A 19,344-nucleotide genomic window follows, 5' to 3' on the forward strand; every position below is an offset into this window, starting at 1 on the left:
TCTGTCAAATTTCCGCTTTATCGGCCTGTTATCTGTGCGAGCAGCTCGCTCCTGCGGGCGTTTTTTTCATTTTCGTAATGTGTCTTGAACTCTTGTGCTTCGCTCGCACTAAAGCCGTAACGTCTCAGGTCCGCTTGCAATGAGCTGTAAATCGTGTTGAATGCAGAGTTTGTAGCTGATTCAAGGTTCGCTGCAGCACCTTTATATTTTTGTGCAAAATATCCGACTGAAATTGTTTCACCGTTCGCGACCTTTTGGCTGTATTCCGCTTTTGCATGGCCCATGAGTGCGGACAGCTTGCTGTTTGCCTGAGACTGAAGAGATTCAAACGATGGACGGTATTGAGATTTTATGCTTTCCGCTGTTAGTGCGGCTTTAGGTGCTGGCTGGGATGAAGAACCGTTCTTTCCGGTTTGATCGGATTTTGGTTTTGATTCAGAGCCAGATTCAGCAGTTTGAGTTGTTGAAGAAGCAGTCTTTGCCGTGTTTTTGCTGTTATCCTTACTTTTTTCTTCACCTGGTGCTGCAGTTTCGGCCGGATCTTCGCTTGAAAGGTTGCCGTCGAGCTTAGGCAGCTTGATTTCATATGCCGTTTTTACAATCTTGTCTACTTCTTTATCTGCTGTATCGTACGTCTTTATGTTAAAAATGTAATAAGCGTAGCCGCCTGCTGCCACCAAAATAACAGCTAAGGAAATGAGTCCCCATTTAATAAATTTTTTCACCTTGTTCCTCCTATTTTTGAATGACTATGGTAAGACTGTTACATTTTAACAAAGGAGGTAGGTTTTTTCTATAGTAAACAAGGACTAATGCATGTTGTTGACGAACAATGGCAATAAAGGTAGCATGAACATGAACATAGCAATCAGATAGGTATCTAAATGCTAGGAGGATGTAATAAATTATGGATCGCATTAAAGTGATGACAATTTTCGGGACAAGACCTGAAGCCATTAAGATGGCGCCGCTTGTTCTTGAGATGGAAAAGTACGAAGAAATTGAATCAATCGTAACGGTTACTGCACAGCACCGCGAAATGCTGGATCAGGTTCTTGAAATCTTTAAAGTTACACCTGATCATGACCTTAATATAATGAAAGACCGTCAGACGCTTATCGGTGTGACAACTCGAGCGCTCGAAGGTCTTGATAATGTAATGAAAGAAGTAAAACCGGATATCGTACTCGTACACGGTGATACAACAACAACGTTTGTAGCGAGCCTTGCTGCATTCTACAACCAGATCGCTGTCGGCCACGTAGAAGCAGGTCTCCGTACGTGGAACAAGTACTCTCCTTATCCGGAAGAAATGAACAGACAGCTGACAGGTGTAATGGCTGATCTGCATTTCGCTCCGACTCATGCATCAGCACAGAACCTGCTTGATGAAAATAAAAACGGCGACGCTATCTTTGTTACAGGAAACACAGCGATCGACGCGTTGAACACGACTGTTCAAGACGATTACGAGCTCGAGATCCTGAACAAGCTTGGCAGCGACCGCCTTATTCTTGTAACAGCCCACCGCCGTGAGAATCTTGGTGAGCCGATGCGTAACATGTTCCGCGCGATCAAGCGCCTTGTTTCTGAGCATGATGATGTACAGGTTGTTTATCCTGTCCACTTGAACCCTGCTGTACGCGAAGTGGCAGACGAGATTCTTGGAGAAGATCCAAAGATTCACCTGATCGAGCCGCTTGGCGTGCTTGATTTCCATAACCTTGCATCACGCGCGCACATCATCTTAACTGACAGCGGCGGCGTGCAGGAGGAAGCACCTTCACTAGGCGTGCCGGTACTCGTACTTCGTGACACGACTGAGCGACCAGAAGGAATTAAAGCAGGAACACTCAAGCTTGCTGGAACGAATGAAGAAGACATCTATTCAATGGCAAAAGAGCTTCTTACAAGCAAGGAAGCGTTTGAAGCAATGTCAAAAGCGTCCAATCCTTATGGCGATGGAGAAGCATCACGCCGCATCGTAGAAGCGATACTTTACCACTTCGGCAAACGCGGCGAGCGTCCGGATACATTCCGAGTGGTTTAATAAACCTATATTTGAAAGCCCCGTTCTGTAATGGAACGGGGCTTTGTTTATGTTTTGCGGGGTTTGCGGGGTACGGTACCATTTCCTCCAAGAGGGCATTATTGCTGCGGTGAATGGAAATGGTACCGTACCCCCAGCTCCTTCTGTCGAATCCTGCAGGACGAATGCTCGTTCTAATGCCACGGTGTAGTGATATAATGACTCTCATTGTGGATAGACTGAGGATATGTCTACCAAAGGGAGTGCTTTTGTGATGAAAAAATGGATCTGGATATGGCTTCCGGTCATCGTGATAGCTGGCTTAATCTTTTATTCCTCTTCACAGCCGTATGAAAAGCAGAATGTTCAGCCTGAGATTGAGAAATACGTCAATCTAAATAAAGTAGAAAAATCGTTTGAAGATGTCAAAACAAATTATGCTGGCAGCGAAATTAGCATGGAGAGACTTGGACCCGCCAGCTTTATAGAATTTTATCTTCGCAAGACCGCGCATTTCACTGTCTTTTTCGTTCTCTCATTTTTTCTTGTAAGGGCATTTAAGTGGACAGGGCTGTCAGCATTCCGCTCGTTTACTCGTGCTTTGCTGCTTGCTTCGATTTACGCAGCTTTAGATGAAACACATCAGATGTTCACCTCCAACCGCAGTCCTCATTTTGAAGATGTCATACTCGATATCATCGGTGCTATTGCTGGTGCAGCAGTAGGCTCAATAATCTTTCAAAAACGTCAAACTAGTCATAAAGAACTATAAACATAACATGTAATAATTTCACAGTTGAATTTTTTTCTGGTTTTTTTGGTAAATTATTGATTTGCCTCTCCACTTTGATTATTATGGAAAATAGGAAACTATTTGTATTAAATTTGAAGTGGAGAGTGAGAAAGTGGGAATTAGCAAGTTTAATAGAAAGCTGATACATACGACTATTGTACTATCACTTGCAGGCGTACCAGCAGTATCGGGAATTACCTTAAATGCACCTGCAGTTTATGCGGAGACACAAACAACATCTGTAGATGCTCTTATTAATGAGATGGCGGTTTATTACTCCTTCTTAAATGATACAGAAAAAGCTGAACTTAAAGCTGTTCAAGCAAATATTGCTAATCTGACAGCTCAAGATATCGAGACAATCCTTACACCTGCTGTGATGGCAAAAGTAGATTCTAAAGCAGGCGCTGGCACTGCTGCTAATGCAGCAAAGGACGCAGTGGCGATTTTTGCATCGACTACTAGTGCCCAATTTAAAAAAGCAGTTATTGCTTACCGTGCAAAATACTCGAAAGCATTCGACCAAGTTTTTGGAGAAGAAGTAACAGTAGATTACATGATTGAGTTTTTGGCAGAGTACCGATCTCAGCTGAAAGACATCGTACTTAAAGATGCTACTGCTGCAAAAACAAAAACACTGGAAGAAGTTTCGGTACAAGCACTAAACAACACACTTGCTGTTGACCGTTTTAAAACTCTTGATGGAAAGCTGACTTCTGGTCTTGGCATCGGAATAACTGAGCTTTTTAATAAGAAAAAGCAATTAGAAGCTAAAGTTGATCCTGAAATGAATGTTCAAAAAGTGTTGATTTCAGGAGTAGTACGCGCTAAAGAAGCAAAGATTTACGGATCTGGAACAGCGGAACTTAACGCAGAAGCACCTTCATACATGTTTAAACTAATGTTGGATGGAAAAGAAGAGGAACTTACTGAGTTTGTAAAGTGGACAACTGATAATAGTGAGATTGCTAATATGGTTGGAACAAAGCTAAATGTAAAGAAACCAGGTAACGTTAATGTTCAAGCCAAAATGTTCGGTATCGTTGTTCTTGAAAAGTACGTTACGATTACTGCTCCAGTTGTTGATACTGATACTGTAGTGGTTCCAATTCAGCCGCCAGTTATTGAACCTATCCCAGGCGGTGGATCAAACATCAACATAACGTTGGATACAGAAGGCATTCAAGAAGCATTAACTAATGATCCGAATGCAGAAATACTCACAATTAGCTACGAACCAACAGACAATGCTAAAGACGCATTACTAGTTGATCTTTCACCTGAAGTTCTTGCTCTAGTAGAAGACAAAACAATCAAAGTCGACTTCGGACAAGTTTCTTACTCCATCCCTGTCAACGAGCTTGGCTTGGACAAGCTTGGTGAAGGTGTTACGATCTCTATCAACATCGCACCTGGTAAGGATGCAGACAAGATTATCGAAAAGAACAAGTTTAAGCAGTTAACGAAAATCTATGACTTCAGCCTTGTTGCAACAGATAAAGACGGCAAGACAACTGAAATTAAAAACTTCAACAGCTATGTTGAGCGTGAGATTGAAGGCGATGCTGGCTTCAAAATCAACAACACAGCAGCTGTCCGCTTAAATGCAGATGGAACGTTCTCTCCGATTCCTGCTTTGCTGCACGGTGACGAAGCGACTCTGAAGAGCCGTACGAACAGCTTGTACACTATGGTTTACAACAACAAATCATTTACAGACCTTAAGACACTTACTGCTCCACATGCAGCTGAAGTAAGGAAGCTCGCTAACAAACTGATCCTTATGGGTAACAACGGAAAATTCATGCCGCAAACAGGCACGACTCGAAGCGACCTGGTTGTGTTCATCGTACGCGGACTTGGTCTTGATACGTCTAAGAAATATGACGGCCGTTTTGTCGATGTAAAAGGACAGCCGCACTTTGCTGAAGAGATGATGGCTGCTATCGATGCTGGTATCGTTTATGGTACAGCTGATAAAAAGTTCAATCCGAAAAAGTTTGTAACACGCCAGGAAGCTGCTGCGATGATCGCGCGTGCTATGGCATTCACAACGTACGATGCTTCTAAGTTAGACAAAAAGAAAACACTAAAAATTTACAAAGACCGCGGTCATATCGGTAACTGGGCAAAGAAAGATGTTGAGCTTCTTCTTCAATCAGGCATCATGCTTGGCGACAGAAAAGGAAACTTTAACCCAGCTGCAGTAAATACACGTGCACAGATGGCATCAATGATGCATCGCTTCATGAAATTCGTTGACCTTATGAACTAAAAGTACTCTGAAGAGCCTATTCGCAACGAATAGGTTCTTCTTAAAAAGCGGTATTTCAACACTTTATTTTTCTACCATACAAAAAGGGGAATGACATATGAAGAAAATATTGAGTTTTGCACTTGCCGCGTCGGTTGCGGCGTCGTCATTATTCACTCCATCTGCTAAAGCAGCTGAAAGAGCACCGATCGAGTATTATCTGCCAGTCGATATTGAAAATCACTTTGCTGTAGATCAGCTGAACGATTTTATCGATGCAGATATCATGAAAGGTATGTTCAACTCACAGGGCTTCTTGGAAGCGAAGCCTAAACAGCAGATTACTCGCGTTCAGTTTGTTGCTTTGATGGTCCGTGCGATGAACCTTAATAGCACGAAGGCAGCAAAAGACTTCAAGGATGTACCGAAAACCCACTGGGCTTATAATGAAGTGCGAGTGGCGAGCTCGCTTGGTATCGTTTCTGGGATTAGTGATACAAGGTTTGCTCCTAACGCAGTGATTTACCGTGACCAGATGGCAAAGATGATTTACAACGCATTCAAAAGCACGGTTTCCTTTAACGGAACACCGGTAAAATTCAGTGATGTTCCGTCTTCTTATTGGGCGTCCGATGCTATCGCAAAAACAAGCGGCGTCGGCATCATTAAAGGTGTGGGCAATACATTTAAGCCTAAAGCAATGGCAACCAGGGGTGAGGCAGCAGCAATCCTTCACCGTGCCATGTTCAAGCAGACACTTTCTGTTCCTGCTGATGCAACACTGACTGACGTAGTAATGAACAACGAAACAGAAGGCTACAACGCTATTAAAGCGAAGAAATACGACAGCCTTGATGACATTACAAACAAGTACCAGATGGGCCTTCAGCGTGCGTTTACGATCATGAACAATGATGACCTGATGGCTGAAGTTGAAGAAGGCAATACAGTAGATATCGAACTTAAAGGCACTCTTTCTGTAAAAGTAGTTAAGAAAACAACTAACTTTGCTGTTGTTGATTTGCAAGGTGCGGTTTATGAGATTAAAGTTGGGAATAAAACAGTTCAAGATGATGTCAGCGGCCACGTATACTTGAAAAAAGTTAATAACACTTGGAAAATCTTCAGCTCTGACTATGTTTACATGTGGCTGATGTAATCAAACATACAAAAACGGGACTTTAGTGTCCCGTTTTTTTCATTTTATCTGAATCGCCTTATTCCATTTCGTAACAAGCGCCATCCGAACCAGAGAATATAGCTGCTGAACACAATATATACTGGTATGATTGGCAGCCTGTACCGCTGTGTCGACACGAGCAGACCGACCGATGACAGGACAGCAAAGTATAAAACATAGAGACCGATGACAACAAGTGCTGGCCGAACATATTTAAGCCTAATGCATGCCACCGCATAACCCGCCAAAAACAGCAGCGTCAACCCCGTGTCAAAGCGACTTATCCCCTGAAAGAACAGATTCATTTTTTGGATCGTCCTCACAAAAAAGTCACCAGGTTCTTCAAGGATATAATCCACCGCTTTTTCCTTCAGTACCGCACTCTTTTTCGTCAGCTCCGTATTTTTATACTTGAAAAACTCATCTCCAACAAACTGGTCCACTGTAGAAGAAGAATAAAACTGCACCTTTGTCTCTGGGTTATTTGCGATGTACAGGTTCATGCCGCTGTAGTTCTCAAACATGACCGGCTTGTTGTGCACCTTCACGTTATACATGTAATTGCTGGCGATCATAACAGCCGGCAGAACGACAGCGAGCAAAGGCAACTGCCATTTCATCCTCTTTTTATAAGCTTCGAAAATTAAATACCCTATCACAAGCGGTAATAAGAACAACAGATGAGGGCGCATCATCAGGCTTAAAGAGAAGAGAAGGATAAACAAAGCTGCCGATACCACTATGTTTCTTTTCATCAAAACGCGTACTCCCAAATAAGCAATTACAGCAACAAAAAAAGTATAGGCAGTTTCGGTAAGAAGCTTCCCGGGACCATTGTTGAGCATGACGGGATGAAGACTGAACAGTACAACAGCCAGCGTGCCAGCCATTCGGCTCCCAAACAGCAAGACACACACTCGGTAAATCACCACGCCTGTGAGCCCAAGCAGGATGAACTGCAGCAGAAACACATATGAAATATCTCGGAACACATACAGAATCAGTCCAATTACAAGCGGGAACAGCGGCGGGACAATCACGTTTTCCTGCCGTATCGTATTTTTCAGTCCGGTTCCGTTCAGCCAATTTTCGGCCAGATTTTTATATAACTCTCCATCCGGTGTGATGGTCATGAGCGGCACACCTTTTATGAGCGAAAACAGAACATACGCCAAAATCGGGATTAGGAAGGCCAGTTTCATCTAAGTTCAGCTCCATTATTGCGAAATCGTTATTATTGAGACACCTGCCATAATCAGCATGCAGCCTCCGACCTTGTAGATGGTAAGCGGTTCGTTAAACAAATAGTAAGATCCGATAACAGCGATTATGTATGCTGTGCTTTGCAGCGGATAAGCAACACTCAGCTGAACACGCGACAGGATGAGAAGCCAAAGAACCGTTGCAAGTCCATAAGCCACAATACCTGTGAAAATCCAAGGCGACAGCAGCAGACGGATGATTCCCATAAGTGAGCTGAAATCAGGCTGTCTGCTTTCAAGTCCCATCTTCCACAAAAACTGTCCGCTTACGAGGATCAAGGTGTTTAGCAAAATTAAACACATGTTTAAAAAACTCAAGGCGAATCACCCTTCTCTCTTTTTAAATCCTCAAGCTCTTTATGCTGTATCGCCGTTTTTTGGATAAGCAGGTTCAAACGTTTTTCATTCCGCGATATGACTGTTGTCTGGTAGATGAGAAGGTTCAGAATGACAAAGAATGCGAGCATGAAGATAAATGCCGGCAGATACGCGATCCCGAGGCTGGATGCCAGCCTGTTAAGCTGAGGAAGCAATATTGCGACGATAAGACTGGCGACCGCAAAAAGCAGCCAAAGAAAAGCCTGCTTGTCATGAAGCTTGTTTCGGCTTGTGAACAGAACAACCTGAAGCAAAAAGAGAGCAGCGGTGAGCAACGCGATCAATTGGACAGAATTCATAAACGGCACCTCACAAGATAGAGCGGATAACGGAAATAAAGGTTACCTTCAGCATGTAATACGCTGACTTAATGGGCGTGATGGAGGACTTACCGCCCATTCGCGCATTCATGTTTACTTTTATTTCTTTAATGGTGTAGTTCTTCTGAGCAAGCCTGACGAGGACCTCGACCTCAGGATAATCAACAGGATAAGAATGGGCGAATTCAGCAATAACCTTTCGATTGACAATACGGTAGCCGGAAGTAGGATCCGTGACTTTAATACGAGCCAGAAACTTAATAACCCACTGAAAATAGTAAATTCCTATGCGCCGCATGCTGCTGCCTTTATACCCTGTCTGCTCGACGAACCTAGAGCCGATGACCATATCCGCATCGCCTTTTCGTATTTCTTCATATAAAAGAGTCAATTCATCTGAATTGTGCTGGCCGTCGGCATCCAGCTGAATTGCATACTCGTAGCCTTTTTCGAGAGCGTATTGATACCCGGTCTGCATGGCACCGCCAATTCCCATGTTCACAGGAAGATTGATGTGAGGAAAGTGATTTTCAGATAGTATAGTCCGCGTGCGGTCCGTTGATCCGTCGTTGATCACAATGTAATCAAACGGCGAGGAGCATTGCAGCTTGCTAAGCGTCTCGAAAATAACATCCTCTTCGTTATAAGCTGGAATAATGACTAGAACGTTTGATTTCATATGATGTTCCTTCTCCTCAAACCCTTTTTGATAGTATGCCTCTTTTTTCCAAAATCCTTCATGTGATGTTTGCTATGTTTCTTGCGATTTTTTCAAAAATCGATAAATTTCTGCTAAATTTTCAAAAAATGCGGGCGATATATAGGGCAAGGGGAAATTATTTTAAGATAAAAACATCATCAGGGGGATTTGTCGTGAATAAGTACATCAAGGGGTTAGTGGCACCGCTTGCGGCCGCCATTGCTATTGCAGCTCCAGGACCATCGGCTTCAGCAGCTTCATTTACAGACATCAGTTCAACATTCCGCGCAAAAGAAGAGATCGATTATTTATCTTTGAAAGATGTAATAACGGGCTATGCAGATGGCACGTTCAAACCGGGACAAAGCGTGAACCGTGCGGAAACAGCGGTTATGATAGGGAGAGCTCTTAAACTGGACGGCACGAAACGCAGTTCATCCTTTTCGGATGTCAGTTCAGCAAGCTTTGCTTCCGGATACATAAAGTCCGCTGTTGAAAAGGGTATTATTACAGGGTATGCAGACGGCACGTTCCGTCCAGGCAAAACCGTAAACCGAAGCGAGATGGCAATCCTGATCGCGAGGGCTTTCAAGCTCGCTGAAACAAATTCTTTAATGCTGTTTGGTGACGTGCCAAAAAGCAGTGCTGCATACGGATCTATCAATAAAATAGCTTCTGCAGGCATTGCAGCAGGATTCAGTGACAATACGTTCAGACCTAACCAATCAATCAACAGAGCTGACTTTTCTGTATTCATGGCTAGGAGTATGAATACAAGCTTCCGCATTGAAGATGCAGATGATACAGCAACCATTATTGGAACGGAAATTGTTAATACGAATGACTTAAATGTAAGGAAGGGACCTTCCACTGACTTCTCTTCCATAGGAAAGCTGAACATGGGAGACCGTGTATCGGTTTATCAGCGATTAGGGGACTGGGCACTTGTAGAAGCCAAGGGTCTTAAAGGCTATGTCCATCAAGCATATATCGCACCGCCAGTGGCTGATCTTGATTTAAAACGCATTGTGGTCGATGCTGGACATGGCGGTTCGGATTCTGGGGCAGTCGGTAATGGACTCACAGAAGAGTATATTAATCTGGACACATCACTTCGTCTTGAAAAAAGGCTGAAGCTTGCTGGAGTAAATGTCATCATGACTCGCAGAACAGATGCTTATCCGACATTGTCAGAACGTGTGCAGATTGCCAAAGACGGCAAAGGTGAGATGTTCATCAGCATCCATACCAATTCAGGCGGGGGAACAGGTGCTGAGACGTATTATTACGGGGCATCTGAACCAGCATCGCCTTACAGTGCCAAGAGCAAAAAGCTGGCAGAGCTGATTCAGAAGCGTATGGTCAGCATTCTTGGCGTGAAGGATCGCGGCTATAAACATGGAGATTTCCATGTTATACGTGAAAATCCGATGGTCGGCAACCTTGTTGAACTCGGATTTATCGATAGTGCTACGGATGCAAAGAACTTAGGGTCCGCAACATGGCGTGATAAAGCTTCTTACGCGATCTACCTAGGGATCCTTGATTATTACAAAATATACTAAAATATTTTTTGAAGAAAATTCCTCTTATTAACTTTAAGAGGAATTTTTTCGATATAATGGTTACAGAGAGTATTTTTATAAAAAGGGGATAGGCAGTGTGTTTAAAAAGACAGCTTTCGCACTGAGTGTGATTATCGCAGGAAATCTATTTTTGCCTTCAAATGAAGGATATAGCAGCGAGCAGAAAACGAGAGTCCTGATCACGTTTGAAAAGAAAATAGATCAAAAAATTGCACAAAAGTTTCACGGCAAGATACATCATCAGCTTCCTGAGCTGTCTATAATTTCAGCCACTGTTCCAAAAGCAGCGGTAAAGCTTATCGATGCAGTGCCTGGAGTTGTTTCAGTAAAAGAAGAAATAAAATATAAAATGACGGAAACGGCTGCCGGGCAGACTGTCCGATGGCCGGTTCAGAAGGTGAACGGCGTTCAGACGATAAATAAAGGATTTACGGGTAAAGGTGTGAAGGTTGCTGTACTCGATACAGGGATCTCACTCAATCACCCTGATCTCAAGGTATCGGGAGGAGTGTCGACAGTTGAAGGACGTGCCTCCTATGCCGATGATAACGGCCATGGCACACACGTTGCCGGCATCATCAGTGCGGAAAATAACGAGATTGGCGCTGTAGGTGTTGCGCCTGACGCGGATGTTTATGCAGTTAAGGTGCTCGATGAAAACGGATTTGGCTATGAATCTGAAATTATCGGCGGATTAACGTGGGCGATCGAGAACAAGATGGACGTAATTAACATGAGCTTATCTAGTCCGCTAAAATCAGACGCCATTAACGCAAAGGTCAACGAAGCTGTAAGTAAAGGCATCATGGTCGTTGCCGCGGCAGGCAACAACGGAACTGCTGATGGTATCGAGAACACGATTGAATGGCCGGCTAAGAACGAAAACACAATCGCTGTTGGCGCCATCGACAAGTTTACGAAACGAGGCTATTTTTCTGGGACGGGTAAGGAGCTTGATGTTGTAGCACCAGGTGTGGATGTTTACAGCACGTACTGGTCAGAAGGTCAGAACAGCTATATGGTAGCGAGCGGAACATCCATGGCGGCTCCTTATACTGCTGGGACTCTGGCTGTTTATAAACAGAAAAATCCTACAGGCGACTTGCGCAAGATGCTGCTGCAGAACACGATTGATTTAGGCACAGCTGGACGAGATAACCTGTATGGAAACGGACTGATCCAGACAGAGAGAGACACAACAGCTCCGACGCTGCCGGCAAGCTTTTCTGCGGTTCATGCGGGCAAAGGTGATGTTTCTCTGAAATGGAACGCCACGACAGAAACGGTCGCATTAAAAGGATACGAGCTGTACCGCAATGGAAAACTTATTAAATTGATTGAAAGCGGCACATCATATCATGATTATTTAGCTAACGGAAAATATGAGTATAAAATGAGAGCAGTAGACTGGGCTGGAAATGCTTCAGCGATGACGAACATGGCAGCCGCTTCAGTTTCTGGCGCTGGTTTCCAGGATGTTACGAATGAAGACTGGTATGCACCGCATGTGATCTACCTTTCTGGGAAATCTATTGTATCTGGTTATGCAGACATCGGGTACAGTGCTGGCCGCAGCGTAACACGTGCAGAGGCGATTGCGATGATCGGGCGGGCTAAAGGTCTGGATGGCACGAAACGGAAGACAGAGTTTAAAGATGTATACGCGAGCAGCTTTGCTTCAGGTTACATTCAGTCAGCGCTCAATGCCGGCATCATCAGCGAGAGCACAACAGGCTATTTTTATCCGAATCGGACGATTACACGCGGTGAGATGGCGATCATGCTTTCTCGTGCGTACAATTTAAAGACAACGGGAACGGTCAGCTTTTCGGATGTTACTGAAAGCATGGCGGCATACAAAGCAATTAATCTCGTGGAGACAAGCGGTATTGCTTCAGGGTATGCGGATGGGACGTTCAGACCGAATGCACCTGTCACACGGGGACAATTTGGTGTATTTACAGCTAGAGCAGATAATAAGCAGTTTAGGCTGCAATAATAGTGTTTAAAAAACCAACTGGGGGTACGGTACTCATTTTGAGTACCGTACCCCCGGCTGGTTCTTTTTTTATTTTAAAGATAAAGATGCAGTCTGTTCTGCACGCGGCTTGTAACTTTCTGTGAGCTGATCAAATTCAAACTTCTCGACCTGATCCTCTAACGAATCAATTTTTTTCTCATATTCATCTTTAGACTGGATGGCAGGCTTCTTTGCCATATAATCCAGCATCCATTCATTGATGTACGTAAAGTAGTGGGAGCGGTCCATATAGTTTCCAAGATTAAAGGTAATGGACGCTTCGTCTTGAAAATCATACAAATCTGCATTTTCCAGCTCAGACAGCTGATTATATACATCGCGTTTAAACTGCAGTCTGCCTTCCATCATCTCCGGTGTGCTGTTGTAAACCGCAACATGGCGGGTGACAGGATATGGTGTATATAAGAATGTAAACCGTACATCTTCATGTTCTTCGACTACTGGCAGGACATTTTCTTTAAAGCTATCCATATAGGTTTCATATGTGTGGCCTGCAGGTACGGGAAGCGGATTGTCCCGCTTTTCTATATTCACCCCGATGTTATCAAGCGTGACCGGTTTTCTGTCTTCGCCAAACTTATAATATTGAAGAGGATCAGCAGCCATGTTGATCTTGTCCTTCAGCTTCCACTGGCTGTCGATGCGCTGGAGCGAGCTGTAGCTGACGAGGTATGGCAGGTCATTGAAATAGTTCGTATCGTAAAAATAAGCTGGAAAGCTAGGATCCATACGGTCTTTGCCACCGCCAAGCGAGTCATAGTTCAGCTCCCAGTATACGTGTTTCACGTTTTTAGAAGCGAGTGCGAGCTCGACTACCTTGCGCTGCTCTTTTGCCGACGAACCGGAAAGAGAGGCATTAAAGGATGCGGCCTTCAGCTTTTTATTCATGCTGTCTTCCTTAAAGTTATGAACCATCGATGTTCCGGCAATCAGTGTGTCGTATTCGAAATGCTTGACCATGCTCGCCATCTGATAGCGGGCGTTCAAATTTTTCATGTACGTCCGGTTGTAAACTCCGGATGTATGATAGTACAAATACGGATCACAAATATACACAAATACTGCAATGGATGCTAGAAGAACGGAAATGCTGATGAAGAACCGTCTAACGAACTTTCCATACTGTCTATTTTCATTTGGACTCATCATGTCATCTCCTTAAAAATTAAAGTACAGAAACTCGGTCACTTTTCCGAGCTGAAGAACAGATACGAAAAAGAGAACGAGAATAAACATAAGCCGGAATCCATCAGGCTTAAATCTTTCCATCATCTGAAACGAGTTGGGGCGCCAGATGACTGCGGCAAGCGCTATTACAATCAGCCCGACGCTCATTGAAGTGTAGAAGGAGGCGCGTTCCGGAAACAGTAATACTCCTGAAAACTGCTCAACCACTGCAGCAACCCTTGCCGGAAGAATGAAGTTTTCAAACCCAAACATGATTTTCAGCATGGTCAGTGCCTGCCCAACTGACTCAGCACGGAAAAACACCCATGCCATGTTCACGAACTGGAACGTGATGAACCAACCAAGAATTTTCGGCATCGAATACCCGCGCCTGCTCCACCACCTGTAGATGACAGAAGCGACTCCATGCAGTGCTCCCCAAATAATGAATGTCCACCCGGCACCATGCCAGAACCCGCTGATCATAAAGATGATAAAGATGTTGATATATGTACGTGATGGACTTATTCGGTTTCCACCAAGAGGTTTGTAGATATATTCCGTTAAGAAGCGGCTCAGTGTAATGTGCCACCTTCTCCAGAAATCCTGAATATTCAGTGCCTTATATGGCGAGTTAAAGTTTAATGGCAGTCTGATGTTAAAAAGAAGCGCTGCTCCCATCGCCATGTCGCAATAGCCGCTGAAATCAAAATACAGCTGGAATGTGTACGACAGCGAAGCAATCCATGATTCTACAAAATAAAGATCTGCTGCACGCGCGTAGCCGTCGTTCGCCCACACTGCGAACGTGTCAGCGATCATGACCTTTTTAAACAGACCCACTCCAAAAATAAACAGTCCGAGAGAGATGTGCTTCATGCTAATTCTGCGGTTATCGCTGTCTTGAAACTGTGACATCACTTCACGGTGATGAACGATCGGCCCTGCTATAAGCTGCGGGAAGAAAATGACGAACAGCATATAATCGTGAATTTTGTATCCTTTTGTCTCCATGCGGTAGCTGTCCACAAGGTACGCGATTTGCTGAAAGGTAAAGAAGCTGATCGCGAGCGGAAGCATGAGACCGAGGAGAGAATAGTCGTTTTCGACGAACCCGTTGATTGTCTCTAGAAAGAAATCGGTGTACTTGTAATAGCCAAGAAGCAGGACGTTAAGAACGATCCCGACAGTCAAGACCGGCTTTTTAACACGCAAATTGCTGGCGTTAGAAAGGTAGGTCCCAATTGCATAGTTTACTAGTATAGAAGCTAAGATCAAATACAAGTAATTGAAGTTCCAGAAACTATAGAAATAAAGAGACGCAGCAACAAGCCATATTTTCGCTGCTGTGTCTTGTTTTGCATAATTAAGCAAAAAATAACCGATAAGAACGGCGGGTAAAAAGTAGAAGATAAATTCATAGGAATTAAAAAGCAAGACATGACCCCCTGCGTATTTTTGCAAACGACTAGATTATTATACAAAAAAATACAGGATTAGTCAGTACAAGGCAAAAAGCACCAATAAATATGAAAAAAAAGCAAATATAGTCGTAATTTACCTATATTAACCTTCTATTTTATGATAATTTTAATTATAAATAGAAATTAAGGGGGATTTTGGCTAATGTATGGTAGATTAGCAGTGCGATTTACGTGGGCATTTATGTTTGCTCTTTTATTTGTGGGGGTGACTTCGGGCTCTAATGCTCATGCGGTTGAAAATACGGCAGTGCAGACAATCAATTTTGATAGCATCGGAAGTAGGGTAATTGAACTGCAGGGCGGAGCTCAGCTGTCTGTTCAAAACGGTGAGCCAGAATCTGAGATTGCTATTTTAAGAAAAGATTTAAGAGTTTATGAGAACAATATTCCGCTAGGATATGCAGAAAAGGTTCATATATGGAACGCTGTCGGAAATCAATACGCTGCGATTGAGTACCGTCTGTCAGGTACCGGCTCTGTTTTGCTGTTTGATCTTTTTGTTATCAACGATGAGGAAGTAAAGCAAATCTTTGCTTCTCATGAATATACGCATGGTAAGCTGACAATGCTCGGTGCAGACAGCCTTAAGGTAACGTTCCCAACATATGAAAAAGGGGACGTAAACGTTGATCCGTCTAACCTGGCATCAGAAAGTTATCTTATTAATACCGATAACACTGTATCGCTTAAAAGTGAAACAGAGAACGACTATAACCCTTTAACTGCAAAGGCAGCAGGACCTTACAGCAACCCAGCGCCTGAAGTGATTAATAAAATGCTGACAAAAGCGGCAATTGATAACAACATTCCGCCAGAAGTTTTCAAAGCAATTGTTTGGCAGGAAAGCCGCTGGAGACAGTTCACATCAGACGGGTACCCGCTGATTGGCTATGATGGAAGAGGACTTGGAATTACACAGGTTACTTACTCTCAATCTCATTTAGATAAAAATCCTGGTTTAGAGGAAAGACTTAAGACAGATATTGAGTTTAATATTAATGAAGGTATTAAAATATTGAAGGAAAAATGGAACTCTACTTATGTTCCTTGGATCAATGATCATTCTCCCGAAGAGATTGATCACTGGTATTTTGCTATCCTTGCATATAACGGCTACTCAAAAAAGAACGATCCGCGCCTGACGGCAGAACAGCGTACACTGCTGAAATATCCGAAAGAAGCCTATCAAGATACGATTTACTATCACATGACATATGATGAAGGACCAGGGCAGCTATATGTTAAGCCATTTCCAGTCAGCGAGCTTGTGATAAATTATGCTTCTTCTACTGCAACACTTATGGATTTCAGTGCGAAAAAGCAATACACCATTCCAGGACCGTTCACTACGTCTAAGCACTTTTTTGTTCCTGGCAATACGGTGGCGACAACAGCTGAAGTATCGCTTCGTTCTTCGGCAACAAAGGATTCGACTAGAAAAAGATTCATGCTGAGAGGCGAGTCAGTCCAGATTACAGGCGGTATCCGCTACGCTGCTGACAATACTCAGCATTTCGGCTGGTACCCTGTTAAGACGATGGACGGCAGCGTCGGATACATCGCATCAAGCTACTTAACAGAACGCGCAAGCATTTTGTCTGTGTTCCCGGATCTTATCATGAGTGTCCGCGGTTATCCGGAAGTCGCAACGTTAGTAGAGAACAAGGTTATCAGCGGGTATCCTGATGGTACGTTCAGACCTGATGTTCCTTTAAACCGTCTTCAAGCTGCTATCATGTTTGCGAATGAGCTCGAATTGGATTTAACAAATGTAACAGACCCAGGATTCAATGACGTCGATCCTGCATACCGTTTTTATCCACAAATTGCAGCCGTTCAGAATGCAGGGATATTCCTTGGAGATGGACAAGGCAACTTTAACGGAACCCAGGAATTGACGAGAGGCCAGATGGCAGCTGCATTAGTACGAGCGTACAAGCTGACCGAGCGAACGGAAACACCGTTTACTGATGTCGCTGGAGTATTCAAGTCTTCAATCGAAACGATTTACAGCTATAACATCACGAGCGGAGTTTCTGATACGTTATATGGTACGAACGATAAGCTTTCACGAAGAGATTTTTCAATCTTCCTTTATAGAACGATTGTTAAAGCGCCACAGAACTAAAGTTTGAAGCCAGCTGAAATTGCTGGCTTTTCTTTTTGGAATTTTTTAAACCTCGCTCAGCACCTTTGTAACAAAACTGTAATCTAAGTGATAGTTCGATAATGCTACACTTATAAAAGTAATATACATACCAAATTTCGACTTTAATGGGGAAAGGGGCCAGAATTTGGTGAAGCGTATCATATCTTTACTTGTTATGGCATGTGTTGTTTTGGCGTTTTATGTGCCGCAGACTAAGGCGGCAACAAAGAGAGAAGAGATTGTTTCTATCGCAAAGAAATACACAGGTGTGAAATATACGTGGGGCGGCGAAACGCCATCAGAGGGCTTTGATTGTTCAGGCTACATCCAGTATGTTTTTGCACAAGCTGGCATTGGAATGCCGCGTACGGCGAACGATCAGTTTAAGTTAGGAACAGCGGTTGAGGTGAAAGACCTGCAGCCAGGAGACCTTGTTTTTTACAAAAATACATACCCGTCCGACGGCATCACGCATGCCGGGATCTACATAGGAGACAACAATTTTATCAGCGCGACGAGCAGTTCCGGCATCAAGGTCAATCCGCTCGACAACGTTTATTGGTCTAAATACTATCACGCATCAAAAAGCGTGCTTCCAGATGAAACGGCACAGCAAGTGAAGCCTGCGCTTCCGGCTGGTGAATTCTATGATGTTTCTAAAAGTCACTTTGCCTATACAGCGATTTATGAGCTGAGCAGGCAGGGAGTTATTTCAGGTTTTGAAGGATCGTTGTTTAAACCAACGGTTGCAATCACGAGAGGGCAAGCTGCGATCTTACTTAATAAACAGTTAAAGCTGCCTGCTTCTACAGAAATGAGTTTCAGCGACGTGAGCTCTAGTTCAGCTGCTGCACAGCACATTGCTGCGGTTGCTGAGGCCAAGATCGTGTCCGGATATCCAGACGGAACATTCCGTCCGAACGAGCCGATCACACGCGGGCAGATGGCGATTATCCTGACGCGCGCTTATGACATGCTGAACTACGATGAGCAGTCGGTTAAGCCTTTCAGCGATATCGTATCGACTCATCCAATCTACAAAAATGTACATGCTATGAGAGCCTACAATGTTACGCAAGGCTACGCAGATAATACATACAGGCCGAACGGACAGACGACACGTGCTGAATTCTCAGCCTTCCTGTACCGTACCCTGACTAGGTAATGCTTAAAAACCCGCTAAAACAGCGGGTTTTCTTCTTTTTTAAACACCTGTTTAACTTTTGGCGCGATTATGGCTATAATCTAGGGTAGTAACTTAAAAAGGTGGACTGTCATGCTTAACGTTATTAGAAGACAAATTAAATCGTATAAGATGAATAAACTAAGAGCGCGTTTTGGAAAGCTTGGCGAGAACGTTGTTTTTCATACGGATTCGAAGTTCGGCAATCCTGAGAAAATCACAGTCGGTTCTCATGTATACATCGGACCGGAAGCGTACATTTCCGCACGCGGCGGAGTGACGATTCAAGACGGGGTCATCATCGGACCGAGGCTTTCTGTTCTTACTTCTAATCATCGCTATGATGGTGCGGAGATGCTTCCTTATGATGGAGGCGTGTATTTAAAGCCTGTCACTATTGAAAAAAATGTGTGGATCGGTGCTCATGTACTGCTCTGCCCAGGAGTTACAGTAGGTGAAGGTTCTGTTGTAGCGATGGGTTCGGTTGTGACGAAGGATGTTCCGCCGTACTCGATTATTGGGGGCAACCCGGCTAAGGTTATTAAAACCCGGGATATTGAAAAGTATAAAGAGCTTGATGCAAACGGGCAGCTTTACATGAAGCTGAAGCAAGAAAATAAAGTAGAGATCAATTATCTTTAAATGAGAAAACGGCAGGTGCCCCTCTGGGAGGCACCTGCCGTTTTTTAAGGAAAGGAATCAAAGAAGCCGGTGATTTCCGTTTCAGGCGCACGCTTTCCGCGGGGCGTGGCGAAAAGCAGAGACGGCTCGTTCAGCCCCGACAAGCAAAAGGGAAAGGGGCCGGTAAGTCGATCTTT

16 protein-coding genes are annotated in these 19,344 nt (G+C 43.9%); 9 read left to right on the forward strand and 7 right to left on the reverse strand.

The window, feature by feature from the left end:
• Positions 1-17 precede the first annotated feature (17 nt).
• Positions 18-725, reverse strand: a complete 708-nt coding sequence (locus CGZ90_RS13875; protein ID WP_094253091.1) for a hypothetical protein — start codon at positions 723-725, stop codon at positions 18-20.
• A gap of 179 nt (positions 726-904) precedes the next feature.
• On the opposite strand from CGZ90_RS13875, the gene wecB reads away from it, so the two are divergent.
• The 4 genes from wecB (at position 905) to CGZ90_RS13895 (ending at position 6,235) form a co-directional block, all read left to right on the forward strand.
• Entirely contained in the window at positions 905-2,050 is a 1,146-nt protein-coding gene (wecB, locus tag CGZ90_RS13880; RefSeq protein WP_094253092.1) for a non-hydrolyzing UDP-N-acetylglucosamine 2-epimerase, read from the forward strand.
• Positions 2,051-2,303: 253 nt separating this feature from the next.
• Positions 2,304-2,801 (forward strand): VanZ family protein, encoded by a 498-nt coding sequence (locus CGZ90_RS13885; RefSeq protein ID WP_165766859.1) that lies wholly within the window; start codon positions 2,304-2,306, stop codon positions 2,799-2,801.
• Between the two features lie 133 nt (positions 2,802-2,934).
• Entirely contained in the window at positions 2,935-5,097 is a 2,163-nt protein-coding gene (locus CGZ90_RS13890) for an S-layer homology domain-containing protein (RefSeq protein ID WP_094253094.1), read from the forward strand.
• 97 nt (positions 5,098-5,194) lie between these two features.
• Positions 5,195-6,235 (forward strand): S-layer homology domain-containing protein, encoded by a 1,041-nt coding sequence (locus tag CGZ90_RS13895; RefSeq protein ID WP_094253095.1) that lies wholly within the window; start codon positions 5,195-5,197, stop codon positions 6,233-6,235.
• 44 nt (positions 6,236-6,279) lie between these two features.
• Here CGZ90_RS13895 and CGZ90_RS13900 read toward each other — a convergent pair whose 3' ends face one another.
• The 4 genes from CGZ90_RS13900 to CGZ90_RS13915 are packed head-to-tail and all read right to left on the reverse strand — an operon-like array spanning position 6,280 to position 8,895.
• On the reverse strand, positions 6,280-7,458 hold the full coding sequence (locus CGZ90_RS13900; RefSeq protein WP_094253096.1) for a glycosyltransferase family 39 protein: 1,179 nt from the start codon (positions 7,456-7,458) through the stop codon (positions 6,280-6,282).
• Between the two features lie 15 nt (positions 7,459-7,473).
• Entirely contained in the window at positions 7,474-7,836 is a 363-nt protein-coding gene (locus CGZ90_RS13905) for an EamA family transporter (protein WP_094253097.1), read from the reverse strand.
• On the reverse strand, positions 7,833-8,195 hold the full coding sequence (locus CGZ90_RS13910) for a DUF2304 domain-containing protein (protein ID WP_094253098.1): 363 nt from the start codon (positions 8,193-8,195) through the stop codon (positions 7,833-7,835). The genes CGZ90_RS13905 and CGZ90_RS13910 overlap by 4 nt, the downstream gene beginning before the upstream one ends.
• A gap of 10 nt (positions 8,196-8,205) precedes the next feature.
• On the reverse strand, positions 8,206-8,895 hold the full coding sequence (locus CGZ90_RS13915) for a glycosyltransferase family 2 protein (protein ID WP_094253099.1): 690 nt from the start codon (positions 8,893-8,895) through the stop codon (positions 8,206-8,208).
• Between the two features lie 194 nt (positions 8,896-9,089).
• Between CGZ90_RS13915 and CGZ90_RS13920 the strand changes: the two genes are divergently transcribed.
• The gene (locus CGZ90_RS13920) at positions 9,090-10,481 is read left to right on the forward strand and encodes an N-acetylmuramoyl-L-alanine amidase (protein ID WP_165766860.1); all 1,392 of its coding nucleotides are present in this window, start codon (positions 9,090-9,092) and stop codon (positions 10,479-10,481) included.
• A 97-nt stretch (positions 10,482-10,578) separates the two neighbouring features.
• Positions 10,579-12,501: a S8 family peptidase gene (locus CGZ90_RS13925; protein WP_094253101.1), complete on the forward strand. Its 1,923-nt coding sequence runs from the start codon at positions 10,579-10,581 to the stop codon at positions 12,499-12,501.
• 69 nt (positions 12,502-12,570) lie between these two features.
• Here CGZ90_RS13925 and CGZ90_RS13930 read toward each other — a convergent pair whose 3' ends face one another.
• Complete coding sequence (locus CGZ90_RS13930; RefSeq protein ID WP_133063596.1) at positions 12,571-13,692, reverse strand: hypothetical protein; 1,122 nt, start codon at positions 13,690-13,692, stop codon at positions 12,571-12,573.
• 9 nt (positions 13,693-13,701) lie between these two features.
• Complete coding sequence (locus tag CGZ90_RS13935) at positions 13,702-15,147, reverse strand: MBOAT family O-acyltransferase (RefSeq protein ID WP_094253103.1); 1,446 nt, start codon at positions 15,145-15,147, stop codon at positions 13,702-13,704.
• A gap of 189 nt (positions 15,148-15,336) precedes the next feature.
• Between CGZ90_RS13935 and CGZ90_RS13940 the strand changes: the two genes are divergently transcribed.
• The 3 genes from CGZ90_RS13940 (at position 15,337) to CGZ90_RS13950 (ending at position 19,168) form a co-directional block, all read left to right on the forward strand.
• Entirely contained in the window at positions 15,337-17,322 is a 1,986-nt protein-coding gene (locus CGZ90_RS13940) for an S-layer homology domain-containing protein (protein WP_094253104.1), read from the forward strand.
• Between the two features lie 169 nt (positions 17,323-17,491).
• The gene (locus CGZ90_RS13945) at positions 17,492-18,508 is read left to right on the forward strand and encodes a C40 family peptidase (protein ID WP_133063597.1); all 1,017 of its coding nucleotides are present in this window, start codon (positions 17,492-17,494) and stop codon (positions 18,506-18,508) included.
• 111 nt (positions 18,509-18,619) lie between these two features.
• Positions 18,620-19,168 (forward strand): acyltransferase, encoded by a 549-nt coding sequence (locus CGZ90_RS13950; protein WP_094253106.1) that lies wholly within the window; start codon positions 18,620-18,622, stop codon positions 19,166-19,168.
• The last annotated feature ends 176 nt before the right edge of the window (positions 19,169-19,344 follow it).

Origin of the sequence: Fictibacillus aquaticus, assembly GCF_002245695.1 — a bacterium.
GTDB lineage: Bacteria > Bacillota > Bacilli > Bacillales > Fictibacillaceae > Fictibacillus > Fictibacillus aquaticus.